Raw genomic sequence first — 14,796 nt, forward strand, 5'->3', positions numbered from 1 at the left:
AGACAAAGCGATTCAAATTTTAAAGTAATTTACGACGAGAAGAGATATCAAGAGTTAAGCAGGTCAGTCCTCCCGAAAAGCCCGGTTGAAACTGTCGGAGACTGGGGCGACGAGGTAGTCGATTGCCGAACGCGATTTGTGCACGATCAGCACTTCCGCGGGCATGCCGGGATAGAGGCGGATGTCCGGGTTGGCGGCGAGCGATTCAGGCGCCACCTCCGCCCGTGCGACGAAATAGGCGACGTTGGACTTCTCATCCACGGATTGGTCCGCCGCGATATAGGTTACCTTGCCTTCCAGAGGCAGGTGCGAGCGCTGGTTATAGGCCGTCAGACGGATTTGCGTGCTGGAGCCGATCGTTATGCTGTCGATGTCACGCGTGCTGACATGCATCTCGATAAGCAGCGGTTCGTCCTCGGGGACGATGTCGAGAAGCGGCTGACCGGGGGTGACGGCACTGCCCGGCGTCCGCAGCTGAATGTTGGCGACGATGCCGGCCTGGGGGGCACGGATTTCCAGGCGGCGAAGCACGTCCTCGGCGGCGGTGATGCGCTGCTCGACTTCCGCAAGCTCCAGGCGCGCCGTGGTGATCTCTCCGGCGATCTCCGACTGGAAATCGGATTCGATGCCGATGAGCGCAAGCTCGGCCCCCGCCATCGCCTTTTCCGCCTGCGCCTTGTCGCCCGCGAGCTCACCGCGGGTTGCGGCGAGTTCGCTGAGCCGTGCGTCGATCTCGATGAGTTTCGAGCGCTGGGCGAAGGCTTTTTCGACAAGGGTCGCTATAGCCGTCCGCTGTTCGTTCATCAGCTCGATCTGCCTGTCGGTCGCCTGAAGCTGGGCAGTGAGGGACTTCGCCTTCTCCGAATATTCCTCGATCGTCTTGCGCTGGATTGCCAGCCGGCTCTTCTTGGCCTCGCTTCGCTTCTCGAAGAACGCGTTTTCCGCCGTTACCGCATCCGCGGCAGCCTCGCCTTCGGAGACAAGATCGGACGGGAAGCTCACCGCATGCAAGCCAGCCCGCTCGGCCCGCAGCCGTGCCAGTTTTGCGATCAGGCCGACACGGCGGCTCTGCAGCGCCTGCAGGTCGGAGCGGGCGCGCGTATCCTCGAGCTTCATTAGCGGCTGGCCGGGAGCGACATGGTCCCCCTCCTGAACGAGGATCCGGCCGAGCACGCCGCCCTCGAAGTGGCTGACCGTCTTGCGCTTAGAATCGACGACGATCGTGCCGCTGGTGACGGAAGCACTGCTGAGCTCCGTCGAGAAGGCCCAGCCGAAGAAACCGCCGAAAGCAACGAGGATCGTCGTCAACCCGGCGATGACGAGGCGCCGGATGGGCGAATGCGTGTTGTCCTCCGAAAGGTCCGGCTCTGGCATTGCCGCGGAGAGACGAGCCGGCGCGGCCATCGGCAGGCGGCGTTCCGGGCTTTCAGTCTTCACGGGCGGCTGCAGGTCGAGGCGAACCGGCAGGATCTTTTCCTTGTTCATGATGCGGTACCTTCGCGTCTTGTTTCGCCCGGCATCATGGTCGCCACCACATCCGTTCGCGGGCCGAACTGGCTGATGCGGCCGCCTTCCAGCACGAGCAGCTTATCGGCCACCTGCATGATGGCCGGCCGGTGGGCAATCAGGATGACGATGGCGCCGTCGCTGCGCGCCTCGTCGATCGCGCGTATGAGGGCGCGCTCGCCGAGGGCATCGAGATTGGCGTTGGGCTCGTCGAGGACGAGCAGGCGTGGCCGGCCGTAAAGGCAGCGCGCCAGCGCGATGCGCTGCCGCTGCCCGCCGGAAAGCGTCAGATGCCCATCGCCCACCGGCGTATCATAGCCGAGCGGCAGTCGTCCGATCATGTCGTGGACGTCGGCGAGCCGCGCCGCCTCGAGCACCTTGTAGGGATCGCTCTCCGCCATTCGGGCGATGTTTTCACGGATGGTTCCTTCGAGAAGGGAAACCGATTGCGGCAGATAGCCCGCGATCTGTCCGAAAGAGCTCCGTTCCCAGAGGTAGACGTTGTTGCCGTCGAGGAAGACGCCGCCGGCAGTAGGTTTCAGAATGCCGACCAGAAGCCGCGCCAGCGTGGATTTGCCCGCCGCGGAAGGGCCGACGATACCAAGCACCTCGCCGGGTGAGAGCGAGAAGTTGATGCCCTTGATGATCGGCACGTCGATGCCCGGTGCCGCGTAGACCAGCTTGTCGACGACCAGGTCGCCTTCGGAGCGCGGCGTCGGCATGGTCTGGCGAACGGCAAGGTCTTCCTTCAGTGCCGTTTCGACGCGACGCCAGCTTGCGATCGCCAACACCCATTGGCGCCAGTTCTCGATGACGGAATCGAACGGCAGCAGAAGGCGGCCGACGAGAATGGTGGTCGCCATCATCGCGCCCGGCGAGATCTCCTGTCTCATCACGAGCAGGGCACCGGTGCCCAGCGACACCACCTGGATGGCGAAGCGCAGCGAACGGGTGATCGAGGCCATCGCCCTGCTTCTGATCCCGCTGGCCTCCAGCACGCTGAGCGCGTGCAGTTGCGCTGCGCGCCATTTCTGGGCGAGCGCGGGCAGCATTCCCATGGCTTCGATGGCTTCGGCGTGACGTAATGTCGCACCTATTTTCGACACTGCCTCAATATTAGCCTGGCTTGCCTCTTTCATGAGCTGGCGCGTCAGGAGGTCGTTGAGAAGGCCGCAGCAGACGAGTACCACGACGGAGATCGCACCGATCAGTCCGAAGAGGGGGTGCAGCAGGAACAGAACACCCAGAAAGATGGGCGACCAGGCGGCGTCGAGGGGGGCGCTCACCGCCGAAGAGGTGAGGAAGCCGCGCAGCTCGGTGAGGTCGCGCAGCGACTGCGTCGCGCGCGCAAGTCCCTGATCGGCCGATGCCTGGACGGCGGCGGTCAGGACCGGCAGGTTCAGCCAGCGGACCACGGCGCTGCCCATGGCCTGAAAGGTGAGGGCGCGAATGTAGTCGAGCACGCCCAGAACGATCAGCGCGCCCAGGGCGAGAATCGTCAGCATGACGAGCGTATCCATGCTCTGGCTGTTCAACACCCTGTCATGCACCTGCATCATATAGAGGGGCATGGTGAGCTGCAGGAGGTTGATGCAGGCGCTGAGCAGGGCTGCATAAAGAAGCGTCACGACGAACACACGCCGGGCCCGCAGAACCAACAGCTTCGGCGCGATTGTTCCGTTTTGCGCCGGTGTTGCCCGGTTGGGCCCCTTGCTAATCAAAGGATTTCGAACAGTATCACGCATGGGGCGATCTTCTAATTAGCGCATTCGCGGGTTTCATGGGGCGATCTGGTCCAGATTCACTCAAATCACAGTATTGTTGCGATAAGTGTGACACAATAAACATCGCCAGCTCAAGAGCACGCAATTTCGGGGCAGGGGTGTTATGAAATTACTTCAAGTTTTGAAGTAATTTTCCGGAATTGGAAGTACGTTCCCAATGGAGAGAGGGATGAACCACAGGATACTCTATCCGTTCGCAGACTTTGGAGACACTGTTGCAATCCTTCCCGCGAATGAAACGCAGCGGAAAGGCCTCGATACCCCTGTAGACGATCGTGACGGAGATGATTCGCTCGTCACCTATTTCGAGCTGGCCCGGGTCATGGAGCGTGCAAGCCGCCGCTTTTCCGGCCTATTGCGTGCGGAACTGACAAAGCTCGGGGTCGAAGATATCGGTCCCGCGCAGGCGATGGTTCTTCTGGCCATCGGCGAGGCGGAGCTCTCGGTGGGAGAGCTTCTGGACAGGGGCCACTATGTGGGTTCGAACATCTCCTATTATCTGAAGCAGCTTGCCGACGGCGACTACATCGACCGGATCGCATCGCAGCGTGACAAGCGTTCGGCCCGCATCCGGCTTTCAGAGAAAGGCAGGCAGCTTTGCGCCGGCCTGCGTCAGGCGGCTAAGGGCTACGAACGCGCCCTCAGCCATGGCGATCAGGACCGGCGGAATCTGGAGACCGCCTTCCAGACACTGCACCGCCTCGAACTCGTCTGGGGGAATGCCGCACGCTACGGCATCTGATGCTCCATCTGCATGTTCCTCAAAGCGTAACCGAGCAAGGGCGGTAACATGCAGGAAATCCAAATATTGCAACGAGCTTTGCGCGTCCCTTCGGACGCGCGGCGCTGCAGGTGTGATCGATCACTGACAAGTGGCTTATGAAGATGCATGTAGCATTCGTACACCGCCGTGGGTTCGGCCAGTTCGCCGCCCTGGCAAGACATCTGGCTGAGGCGGGGAACGAGGTGACGCTGGTGACGGAGACCGTGGACCAGCGGATACCTTCCGTCCGGGTCGTCCGGCATCGGGCGGAACCCGGTCCGCAACCGAATCCCCACATTGCGCGCCATCTTGGCGTTCCCGACCATCATGTCCGGATCGGACACAGGGTAGCGGAAACCTTCGACGCGATGGGCCGCCTTGGACAGAGCCCCGACATCGTTCTTGGTCATATAGGCTGGGGCAGCATGATGTTCGTGAAGGATGTCCTGCCGCGCGTGCCGGCACTCGGCTATTGCGAGTTTTTCTATCGGTCGGAAGGGGCGGATGTCGGCTTCGCGCCGGACGACCGTCCCGACTCCGAGACGCGCAAACGCTTGCGCCTCCGCAACATCGCGCAGCTGCTGTCGCTGGAGGCGATGGATGGCGGTGTCAGCCCGACCAATTGGCAGAAGAGCCTCTATCCAGCCGACGCGCGGCAACGAATCGCCGTTTGCCATGAGGGAGTGGACACGCGCCGTTTCCGCCCCGACCCGGCGGCTTCGCTGAAGCTGCCGGACGGGCGCGTACTCAAGGCCGGCGATCCCGTCGTCACTTTCGTGGCACGGGACCTCGAGCCCTACCGGGGCTTTCCCCAGGCGCTGGAGGCGGCGGCGAAGGTCGTCCGGCGGCATCCGGACGCGCTGTTCGTCTTCGTCGGCGGCGATGGGGTGAGTTACGGCGCGCCGCCCCCTGGCGGGGGATCGTGGAAGGATCATCTGCTTGCGTCTCTGGATGTCCCGCGTGAAAGGCTCATCTTCCCCGGCGTCGTGCCGCATTCCGTGCTACGTCAGCTTTTTCAGATATCGGCGGCGCATCTCTACCTCACCTATCCCTTCGTGCTTTCCTGGTCGGTGCTTGAGGCAATGGCCTGCGGCGCTCTTGTCATCGGCTCCGATACCGCGCCGGTTCAGGAAGTCATCCGCTCCGGCCGCAACGGTCTTCTCGTCCCGTTCTTCGATACCGATGCGCTCGCCGAGACGATCGTCGGGGCATTGAACCGCCCGGACAACTTCCGCGAACTGCGCGGCGCCGCGCGCAGAACGGTCGAACAGAGGTTCCGGTTGGACGACTGCCTCGCGCGCCAGTTGACGCTGATCGGCAATCTCACCGGTCAAAATGCTGCGCAAGCGAAAGAAACGCAGTTTGTCTGAATATTGCTTCAATTTTTGAAGTATAAATACCGGGTAAAGCCCCAAGAATCTATTGTTGTGCACTGCGGAATCCACGGATATGGTTTGCTCCATGAGGTTCTGGACCGCGAATATTCCCGGACCATCATTTTTTCATCTTCTGGATAAATCGATTTATTCTGGGGTCGCTGCGTGCAAGAGTTGATGTCTTCTAACGTGAGGCAGTCGCCGGCGAAGCGAAGGCTGGTCGTGGCATCCGGTCTGGACCGGGAAAATTTCGAAGGGAGCGACATCGAGCATCTGGTTCATTTTCTCGAACCGGATGCAGCTTTGCGATTTCCCCTGCAGAACGCCTTTCCTCTTATCGCGCTTGCCTTCTCGGATGAGGGTGAAGCCGATCTGCGGGAAGGGCTCGCGTCCATCAATGCTCTTGGTACCATCCCCGAGATACCGCTTCAGCGGATCGACGCGGACGGTAAAGCGGACAGCCTTGCGCTCGTGCGGTCGCTGGTGGAGGGAGGAGTGGGTCGGCTCTCCCGTTTCACGTCGTCGGTAACCGCCGAGCTCGCCATTCTCCGGCGTGAGCGAGAAACGCTGCTCGAAAATTACCGCGCGCTGGAGGATGCCTTTCAGGCCCGCAATTGGGAACCGGTCGCGGAGATATTCGCCCACGACCCTTATGCCGACCCGAAGGACGAGGGCATCGGGCAGCTCCTTGCGACCGGCTGCGTCGAGCAGCTTCTTCCGGTCTCTAGTCTTGGCGTTGCGGGGGTCGCGCTGCACCTTCATTCCGTGCCCAGGGAGGGCGGCGAACTGGTCGTCATGCTGGGTTATGTCGAGAATGGCGAGGGCGTGGCCGAATGGACCGTGCCCTATGCGCAGCTCGCGGCAAACTGGAATTTCCTCGCCCTGCCGCGCGCTTGCGGCGGCGCCGCGAGAACGCTGCGGCTTAGAATCTCAACGGCCGGCACGGAGACTGTAGGGCTTTCACTCGGCTATCCGATCGCGAGCGAGCGGTACACAGCCCGCTCGGAAACCCCGCATCCCGATCTCGATCTCCGGCCCCTGGCGTTCCGCGTCTTTACGGGACTGCCCGGCGTCAAACCGACGCGCATGCCGAACATGATCGCTCCGACCGCCTTGCTCGAAGGCCACTTCATCGAGGATTATCGTCTGGCGGTCGAATTGCTTAGTCAGATCGTCGACGTTTCGGTCACGCCGGTCGTTCCCGAATTCCAGACCGTCCGCTTCCTCGAGCATGAGAACGCGGTCGTTTGCCACCCGCTGCCGAGTGGAATCTCCGCCGGCACGATCGGCCGCGCAGTGGAACCCGGCACCATCTCCTTCTCCGCAAGCGCGATCATCGATCACCCGAAGGGCGCACCCGCGGCCGTGAGCTTCCTGCTCGCTCCGGCGAACTCCAATGCGCGCTCGGAAGTGGCGGAACTCGCGCGCAAGGGTGCTGCCAAGCCCTCGGCCTTCTTCAGCGGCTGGCGCGAGGTCACCTCCGAGCAGGCGGTCAACGTGAACTTTCAACTGGACAAGCCCGTGCGCGAGCCGATGGACCTCATGATTCTCAGCCGCGCGGTGACGGATACGGTCGATTTCTCCTGGCTCAAGGTCTCCGGCTTCCGATTGGTAAAGCAGTCCGCAGGGGCGTCCAATGTCCGGAAATAAGGAAAACTCGGACCTGATCGTGGTGGCAATGCCGCTTTATGGCCACGCAGCCCTCGTCCTGGAGGCGATCGAGTCCGTGCTCGCTTCGAAGCTTGCCGGGTGCCGGGTGGCAGTGGTGGTGTCCGTCGATGGTGATCCGCGACAGGAGACATTCGATCAGTTGCTGCTCTATGCGGCGGCCCATCCTGCGGTTCATGTGCTTTTCGGGGCCAATGCCGGGCCGGGCGGGGCGCGCAATCGCGCGATCGACTACGTGCTCGCGAATCTGCCGGAAGCAGAGGCCGTCTATTTTCTCGATGCCGACAATCGCGTGCTGCCCGGGACCATCGAGACTCTCTACCGGCAACTGCGCGCCAGCGGCTGCGGCTGGATCTATACCAATATCGACACGTTTTCGGTGAGCTGGCGCGCCCATTACGGCAATCGCTACTCGCGGCTTCTGCACTGCATCACGGACAATATCTGCGACACCGGTTCGATGATCTCGATCGACGTTTTCCGGGCGGGGGTCCGCTTCGACGACGACAGGCAGAACGGTTTCGAGGATTGGGAGTTCTGGCTGTCCTGCATCGAGCACGGCTTCGTGGGGGCGCCGTGCCACGACACGACCTTCGAATACCGGCTGAGGGCGGAAAGCCGCTTCAAGGAGGCGAACCGCGATCGCGCCGCCTCGGTGAGCTTCCTCAGAAAGCGCCACCGGGCGCTGTTCCAGCGGCCAATGCTGGTCGATTTCGAGCACGAGGAATGCCCGCGCTATCTTTTCGCACGGACGGAAGATGCCGCCATTTCGTTCTTTACGGATCCGACCAAGACGCCCAGGCGTCTTCGCCTCGACGATATCATTCCAGCCTTCTGGGCGAGCATCGGCGAGCCTGACAACGTTCACTTCCCGCCCTTCCTGATCGCCGGAAGCGGTGCCACGCTCGATCTGCTGCTGCGCTCCCGGATGCTGCCGAACGTGCTCTCCCATCTGGAGCGCCTGAGCGAGAAGGCCAACGTGGTCTTCGTCCAGCTCGGCAACGATGCGGCTCAGCGCAAGATCGAGCCGGTCTTCCTGGAGGCCGGCGCCCAGCACAACGCACCGGCCGACCTCATCTTCCTGTCCACTTCGCTCGTGCGCGACGTCATTCATAACAAGGCGCTGGACTGGTTTGCCTCCATCGGCAACCAGCAGGTCTGGCCGACATCGGCAATTCTGAAAGTCCGCTTCCCTTTCCCGAGAAGCCTGCCGCGCCGCTCGCTCATCACGCCCCAGCAGGTGATGATCAATTGCGTCAATGCCATCGCGACCAGTCCGCTGCGGCGGACCGCCGGCAAACGCTGGACCTGGCGTCCGGCACGGCTCGTTCCCTATTCCGACCTCCACAAGGCGCTTCGCCACGAGATCGGTGGCTCGCCCGTGTTGCCGCTCGGTCATAGCGAGGGAAGCAGGAAGACCGCAGCCCTGCTTGTTCCGAATGCATCCTTCGGCGGTGCCGAGAAGGTCGTATATGCGGCCTCGCGCGAGCTGAAGGCCGCCGGCTACGAGACCCATCTCTTCGTGCTCGGCACATCCAGGATGGATGTGATCGACGAGTTCGATCAGAGCTTCGACTATATTCACTTCTGGGACCAAGGCATTCCCGCCTGGGGCGGCTCCGGCTCGTTCCTGGGGCAGGACTTCATCGCCGAGGGCCACGACGTCGATTGGGCTGCGCTCAAGGGTCAGCTTTCCGGCTTCGACCTCGTGATCAACAATCACGTCATGGCGGTGCATCCGCTTATCGCGCGGTTACGCTCGGAGGGAACGCGCACCGCCTGCTACCTTCACGTGGTCGACAATACCTCCTTCAAAAGGCCCGCCGGTCAGCCCTTCGCGGCGATTGCCCACGAGCATTGCTACGATGCCTTCCTGACCTGCTCGGAGCAGCTCAAGATCTATCTGCACAGCTTCGGCGTTCCCTATGAAAAGATCTTCGCCGTCCCCAACGGCGCGAGCTTCTCCGTGCCGCCCAAGGTTCTCGCGGAGGTGCTGTCGGTCAGGCGCATCGAACGCAAGGACGATCGGCTTCGGGTCCTCTATATGGGTCGGCTCGATCAGCAGAAGGGGATCGACCGTCTCGCTGCGGCGTTCGCCGAATTGCGGGCTTCGCGCGTGCCATTCGATGCCCGGGCGATCGGCGGGGAAATCCTCGCGGATGCCACCTTGTCGTGGACGGATCGCCTGAAGGACCTCGGCGTCGAGGTGCGCCCGCCGGTGTTCGCAAGCAAGGACCTGATCAAGGCCCTCGGTTGGGCGGATGTCCTTCTGATGCCGTCGCGCTGGGAGGGCGCTCCCTTGATGATCGCCGAGGCGCAGCAGCTCGGCTGCGTCCCGATCGCGACGGCAGTCGGTGCCGTCGACGAACTCATAACCGACGGCGAGGACGGCATCCTCATCGAGGCCGCCGCCGATCCCCAGGTGGTCCGGGACATGGCAAAGGCCATCGAGGAGGTGGCCAACAACCGCCAGATGCTCGCGCCCCTCATGGAGGGGTGCCTGAGAACGGCGGCACGCCGCTCATGGACGTCCTCCTTTTCCGAGTTCCTCGGCTGGTGCGACCGTTCCGTGAACAATTCATCGCTTTCGCGCGCAACGGTCATCCGTGGGCGCGAAGCATCCAATCCCGGAGTTGCGGCCGTGGGCTGAGGCCCCGCCGGTTTCAAGAAGAAGGGTCGATTGCATGCGTCCACGGATCCTCGTGACGGGAATTCCTGGTCATTACACGCGCCTCGCCAACGGCGCCCAGGGATTATCCGTCTCCTATTCGGAGCGACAGAAACAGCCCGAGACGAAGGAGGAGTTTCTCCAGGAGCTTCGCAATATCAGCAATACGGGAAATTACCTGATCGGCGAGGGGGCGCTGCGCGCGATTGCCCCCCATGCGAAGCAGGTCCCGTTCTGGCACCTCTATAATTGCAGCCAGAACGGCGTCGGGCTCGACGAGTTCAACGCCAATTTCGACATCTGCGTCTTCACCTGCGCGAACCTTCTGCGCAAGGGCCTGTCTGCGGATGCCGAAGCGGAAGTGCTGGGCAAGCTCAAGATGCCGATCGTCATGCTCGGCATCGGCCTGCAGAACCGCCGAGACCTTGAAAACAGCCTGCCGGAGGGCACGAAGCGGCTTCTGGACGTTCTCAAGGAGCGTGAGCACTATTTCCTGACGCGCGGGTTCGAGACCGCCGGCTTCCTCAAGGACCAAGGCTTCTCCTATGTGCAGCCGACGGGCTGCCCTTCGATCTATCTGATGCCGCACAACATGCGCACCTCGCTGAAGAAGCTGCCCAATGTACCGGTCGGCAAGGCGCGGACCATCTTCTCCGGCTATCTGGGTGCCAACCACGATTGCATCGTCGACGCCGCGGCGCTGGCGCCCGAGGGTTCGCGTCCCCAATACGTCATCCAGGACGAGTTCCTCCATTTCGACATGAACGTCGAAGCGAACGGCGACGGCCGCGTCTACGACTCCGCCTCCGGCACGATGCTCGGCGAACTGAGCTATCCGGGCACCGAAAGACTGAAAACGCCCTTCGACGTGCGGACCTTCTTCGATACGAACCAGTGGCGTGCGTGGGCGTCTTCCATGGATTTCAATTTCGGCCGGCGTTTTCACGGCTCGATCATCGCGATGCAGGCGGCCGTGCCGAGCCTGATGGTGGCAGTGGACGACCGGATGCGCGAGATGCTCGGTTACACGGGCCTGCCGGCGATCGACGCAGTCGAGGTCGACAAGGCGGAAAACCGCGCCGAATTCGTCGCCGACCACCTGGCCGGGCTCAATGCGTCCGAACTGGTCGACAGGTATTCCGATCGCGAGCGCACGTTCCGCTCGGCGCTCCGGGAGATCGGGATCGGGCAATAAATCTCCGCGAGCGTTTGCAGGCTCTAATCTCAGGTGTAATCGATGCGTATCTTGCTTACGGGAATCCCGTCCTATCTGCAGCGAACCGTCTCGGGCGTGTCCGGCGCGGAGGTTCGGCACAGGCCCTATTTCGACGAGGTCAGAACCAAGAAGGAACTGATCGAGCAGGTCAAGAAGATCGCCAATACCGGCAATTATCTGATCGGCGAGGGCGCGGCCCATGCTCTTCGCGGGCATGACGTCACCTATTTGCCCTTCTGGCATCTCGTCAACAGCAGGAACTCCGACGAGGCTTATGAAAGCCTCAACGAGGAATTCGACATCTGCGTCTTCGCTTCGGCCAACCTCCTGCGCCCGGGCTACTCGGCGGATCTCGAGGCGGAAGTCTTCGAGAAACTGAAGATGCCGGTGGTGATCATGGGGATCGGTATCCAGCGGAGGGAAGGGCTCAAGGAAAACCTGCCTGCCGGCACGCTCAAGTTCCTGGAGGTGCTTAGGAACAAAGAGAGCTTCTTCCTCACGCGCGGTTATTTCACGGCCGAGTTCCTGAGGGAACAGGGCATGAAGTTCGTGAAGCCGACGGGTTGCCCCTCGCTCTTCTTCGCGCCGGCCGAGATGAAGCGTTCGCTCGCCGCGCTCGCCAATCCGGAGCTCGCTTCCTCTCAGAAGATCGCCTTCGGAGGCTATCTCGGAAGCGTGGCCGACACGATCGTCGACGCCCACGCGCTGCTGAAACCGGACAGCGTCGCGAGCTACGTCATCCAGGATGAGGTAGTCGCCTACAATCTCTCCCTTCCCGTGGACGACGACTTGCCCGTCTACGACCGCGCTAGCGGGCGCATCACCGGCCAGACCGCCTACAAGCATTCGGAGAAATGGCAGCGCAAACACGAGCTCCTGGTGTTCTTCGACACCAATCAATGGCGAAGCTGGGTCTCCGCGCGCGATCTCTGCTTCGGCCGCCGTTTTCACGGCTGCATCATCGGCATGCAGGCGGGCGTGCCGTCGCTCATGATCGCGGTCGACGATCGCATGCGGGAAATGCTGGAATTCATCGGCTTCCCCTACATGGAGGCGGCAGTCTGGAACCGGGAGCAGGACAGGAAGGCCTATCTTGCCAGCTTCCTCTCCAAGATCGATGCGCAGGCTGTCATCGACCGGTACTCGGCCTGTGAGACCAACTTCCGCAATGCTCTGGCGCATGTCGGGCTCTAGAGCAATTCCGGGGAAAGTTCGAAGCGGTTTGCGGCCCGGAACTTCGGCGAAACGAAGAGCGGGAGCATTGCTCCTTGGCGCTTTGCTGACGCTTTCCGCACCCGCGCATGCCGATGAAGCTTCGGCGGCTCGCATTGGGGTCAATCGGATGAATCTCGCCTGGCTGTCCCGGGGCGACCAGGAGAGAATTCTGACGGACATCGCCGCCAGCGGCGCGACGGATGTCCGCCTTTCGCTTTCGCGTCCGGTGGACAAGAGTATAGAGGCGCTGGCAATCGCCCACCGGCTGGGTCTGCGGATCCTTCTCGAGATCCAGCTGGGAAACAAAAGTTACTATCCCCAGAGCGTAGGACCGAGAACGGGCCATGGCCGCATCTGGGATGTCTATCGACTGTCGGACTTGGATCTCGCCCGGTATCGCAAGGAATTGCAGCAAGCGCTTCAGCGTATCGATGCCCTCGGCGTTCGTCTTGTAGCGGTCGAGCCGGGAAACGAAATCAACTATGCCGGCTACAACGGCGATCTTGCCGTCTATCCTAAGCCGGGCGCCCGGACACCGCGCAGCATCGCCGAGCTACGGGAGCGGGCAAGGTTTGAACGCGGCCTCGACAACTACGTCAAGGCGCTGGAGATCAGCCGATCGGAGCTGCGCAACACCGTGCACAGCCGCGACGCAGCCATCATTTCCGCCGGTCTCTCGGATATGAGCGCGGCAGAAGCCGACAGGCGCGGGATGGAACGGCTCGATCCCGGCGAATTCGTCGCCCTCCTTCGTCAACGCGGCATCGACAGTCTGGTCGATGCCTATGGCATCCACATTTACCCCGGAAGGAAAGCCGCGCCCGCCATTTCAGCGCGGGTCAGAAGCCTTCTCGACTTCTGCCGGACCGCGGCAACCGGCAAGTCCTGCTGGGTCACGGAATGGGGGATCGCAAACAAGGCGCGCTCCTGCCCGGTGGACGATCGATCGCGAGGAGAGGCGATCCGCGTCATGCGCGCGACCTTCGGCGAACTGATCGACGCAGGCCGATTGACCGCTGCCTACTATTACGACTGGGACACAGAGCCTTCCTATAGCCTCTGGCGCTGCGGCAAGCTCAGTCCCGCCGGCGCCGCGGCGATCGGACCGGGCGACGGTGCAGGAGCGCAAGCACGATGATGACCTCGACCGGAGTGGGCGCATGAAGGGCATCATCCTTGCGGGCGGCCGGGGAACCAGGCTCTACCCGGTTACAATCTCGGTTTCGAAGCAACTGCTCCCCGTCCATGACAAGCCGATGATCTATTACCCACTCGGCATGCTGATGCTGGCCGGTATTCGCGAGATACTGGTGATCACCATGCCCCGGGACCGGCCGCTGTTCGAGGAGTTGCTTGGGGACGGCAGCCAGTTCGGCCTCGCGATCTCCTATGCCGAGCAGCCGGAGCCGAACGGGCTCGCCGAGGCCTTCATCATCGGCCGGGATTTCATCGGCAACAGCTCCGTGGCGCTTATCCTCGGAGACAATATTTTCTACGGCGCCGGCCTGCCCGAGCTTTGCAGCGATGCAGCGGCCCGGCCGAGCGGTGCCACGATCTTCGCCTATCGTGTGGACGATCCCGAGCGCTACGGCGTCGTCAGTTTCGATGGAGAGACCGGGCGGGCCGAGACGATCGAGGAGAAACCTGAGCTGGCGAGATCGAGCTGGGCGGTGACCGGTCTTTATTTCTATGAAAACAGCGTGCTTGAGATCGCTTCTTCAATAAAACCTTCAGCACGGGGCGAACTGGAAATCACCGATGTCAACCGGGCCTATCTGGAGCGCGGCGACCTTCACGTCTGCCGCCTCGGGCGGGGGTATGCCTGGCTCGATACGGGCACGCACGACAGCCTGCACGATGCCGCTTCCTTCGTGCGCACGATCGAGCACCGGCAGGGCGTCAAGATCATGTGCCCGGAAGAGATCGCCTTAGAGCTCGGCTACGTTTCGGCGGATCAGGTGCTTCAGCGTGCCGACCTGCTCGGTAAAAACGACTATGCGATCTATCTTCGGCGACGGGTCAGGGAGCTCTCGGATGCTTGAAGTCAGGTCCCTGGGCCTCGACGGGGTTCTGGAAATCGTTCCGCGCAGACTCGGCGACGAGCGCGGCTTCTTTTCGGAGACCTACAATGCGGAGACCCTCGCCGCCCACGGCGTCGCGGCGATCTTCGTACAGGACAACCATTCCTATTCCGCGGCTGCGGGCACGCTGCGCGGCCTGCACTATCAGCTTCCGCCCAAGGCGCAGGCGAAGCTCGTTCGCGTTGTTCGAGGCAGGGTGTTCGATGTCGTGGTCGACATTCGCAAGGGTTCGCCGACCTTCGCGAAATGGGTCGCTCTCGAACTCTCGGCGGAGAAATGGAACCAGATTCTGGTGCCTGTCGGCTTCGCCCACGGCCTCGTGACGCTCGAGCCGGAAACGGAAGTTCTCTACAAGGTAAGCGAGCATTACAGCGCTGAGCATGAGCGGTCCATCCGCTACGACGATCCTGAGATCGGCATAGGCTGGCCTGCCGCTACCGACCGTCTGCAACTGTCCGCGAAGGACAGGAACGCACCACTGCTCCACGAATCCATTCTTTTCGAGTTCACCGCGTGAGG

The 14,796-nt window shown here is 62.2% G+C and carries 11 protein-coding genes; 9 read left to right on the top strand and 2 right to left on the bottom strand.

The window, feature by feature from the left end; all coding sequences use genetic code 11:
- Positions 1–63: 63 nt before the first annotated feature.
- Positions 64–1,485, bottom strand: coding sequence for an HlyD family type I secretion periplasmic adaptor subunit (locus JOH52_RS19385; protein WP_017272134.1), 1,422 nt, complete (start codon positions 1,483–1,485; stop codon positions 64–66).
- Entirely contained in the window at positions 1,482–3,251 is a 1,770-nt protein-coding gene (locus JOH52_RS19390) for a type I secretion system permease/ATPase (RefSeq protein ID WP_010975741.1), read from the bottom strand. Before JOH52_RS19390 ends, JOH52_RS19385 begins: the two co-directional genes overlap by 4 nt.
- A gap of 208 nt (positions 3,252–3,459) precedes the next feature.
- On the opposite strand from JOH52_RS19390, the gene JOH52_RS19395 reads away from it, so the two are divergent.
- From JOH52_RS19395 to rfbC, 9 genes are all read left to right on the top strand, one after another.
- Positions 3,460–4,032 (top strand): MarR family transcriptional regulator, encoded by a 573-nt coding sequence (locus tag JOH52_RS19395; protein ID WP_003529010.1) that lies wholly within the window; start codon positions 3,460–3,462, stop codon positions 4,030–4,032.
- Positions 4,033–4,169: 137 nt separating this feature from the next.
- The gene (locus tag JOH52_RS19400) at positions 4,170–5,423 is read left to right on the top strand and encodes a glycosyltransferase family 4 protein (RefSeq protein ID WP_127657764.1); all 1,254 of its coding nucleotides are present in this window, start codon (positions 4,170–4,172) and stop codon (positions 5,421–5,423) included.
- A gap of 183 nt (positions 5,424–5,606) precedes the next feature.
- On the top strand, positions 5,607–7,079 hold the full coding sequence (locus JOH52_RS19405) for a DUF6212 domain-containing protein (RefSeq protein WP_127657765.1): 1,473 nt from the start codon (positions 5,607–5,609) through the stop codon (positions 7,077–7,079).
- On the top strand, positions 7,066–9,747 hold the full coding sequence (locus JOH52_RS19410; protein ID WP_013850677.1) for a glycosyltransferase: 2,682 nt from the start codon (positions 7,066–7,068) through the stop codon (positions 9,745–9,747). Before JOH52_RS19405 ends, JOH52_RS19410 begins: the two co-directional genes overlap by 14 nt.
- 34 nt (positions 9,748–9,781) lie before the next feature.
- On the top strand, positions 9,782–10,960 hold the full coding sequence (locus tag JOH52_RS19415; protein WP_010975746.1) for a polysaccharide pyruvyl transferase family protein: 1,179 nt from the start codon (positions 9,782–9,784) through the stop codon (positions 10,958–10,960).
- Positions 10,961–11,002: 42 nt separating this feature from the next.
- Entirely contained in the window at positions 11,003–12,175 is a 1,173-nt protein-coding gene (locus JOH52_RS19420; RefSeq protein ID WP_017272132.1) for a polysaccharide pyruvyl transferase family protein, read from the top strand.
- Positions 12,176–12,242: 67 nt separating this feature from the next.
- Positions 12,243–13,334: a hypothetical protein gene (locus JOH52_RS19425; protein WP_017272131.1), complete on the top strand. Its 1,092-nt coding sequence runs from the start codon at positions 12,243–12,245 to the stop codon at positions 13,332–13,334.
- 22 nt (positions 13,335–13,356) lie between these two features.
- Complete coding sequence (gene rfbA / locus JOH52_RS19430; RefSeq protein WP_010975749.1) at positions 13,357–14,238, top strand: glucose-1-phosphate thymidylyltransferase RfbA; 882 nt, start codon at positions 13,357–13,359, stop codon at positions 14,236–14,238.
- Complete coding sequence (gene rfbC, locus JOH52_RS19435; RefSeq protein ID WP_013850675.1) at positions 14,231–14,794, top strand: dTDP-4-dehydrorhamnose 3,5-epimerase; 564 nt, start codon at positions 14,231–14,233, stop codon at positions 14,792–14,794. Before rfbA ends, rfbC begins: the two co-directional genes overlap by 8 nt.
- The last annotated feature ends 2 nt before the right edge of the window (positions 14,795–14,796 follow it).

Origin of the sequence: Sinorhizobium meliloti (genome assembly GCF_017876815.1) — a bacterium.
Taxonomy (GTDB): Bacteria; Pseudomonadota; Alphaproteobacteria; order Rhizobiales; family Rhizobiaceae; genus Sinorhizobium; species Sinorhizobium meliloti.

Bases quoted from the DNA above. Each gene is read 5' to 3' on its own strand.
- JOH52_RS19385 (WP_017272134.1), bottom strand. From the start codon at position 1,485: ATGAACAAGGAAAAGATCCTGCCGGTTCGCCTCGACCTGCAGCCGCCC.
- JOH52_RS19390 (WP_010975741.1), bottom strand. From the start codon at position 3,251: ATGCGTGATACTGTTCGAAATCCTTTGATTAGCAAGGGGCCCAACCGG.
- JOH52_RS19395 (WP_003529010.1), top strand. From the start codon at position 3,460: ATGAACCACAGGATACTCTATCCGTTCGCAGACTTTGGAGACACTGTT.
- JOH52_RS19400 (WP_127657764.1), top strand. From the start codon at position 4,170: ATGAAGATGCATGTAGCATTCGTACACCGCCGTGGGTTCGGCCAGTTC.
- JOH52_RS19405 (WP_127657765.1), top strand. From the start codon at position 5,607: ATGTCTTCTAACGTGAGGCAGTCGCCGGCGAAGCGAAGGCTGGTCGTG.
- JOH52_RS19410 (WP_013850677.1), top strand. From the start codon at position 7,066: ATGTCCGGAAATAAGGAAAACTCGGACCTGATCGTGGTGGCAATGCCG.
- JOH52_RS19415 (WP_010975746.1), top strand. From the start codon at position 9,782: ATGCGTCCACGGATCCTCGTGACGGGAATTCCTGGTCATTACACGCGC.
- JOH52_RS19420 (WP_017272132.1), top strand. From the start codon at position 11,003: ATGCGTATCTTGCTTACGGGAATCCCGTCCTATCTGCAGCGAACCGTC.
- rfbA (WP_010975749.1), top strand. From the start codon at position 13,357: ATGAAGGGCATCATCCTTGCGGGCGGCCGGGGAACCAGGCTCTACCCG.
- rfbC (WP_013850675.1), top strand. From the start codon at position 14,231: ATGCTTGAAGTCAGGTCCCTGGGCCTCGACGGGGTTCTGGAAATCGTT.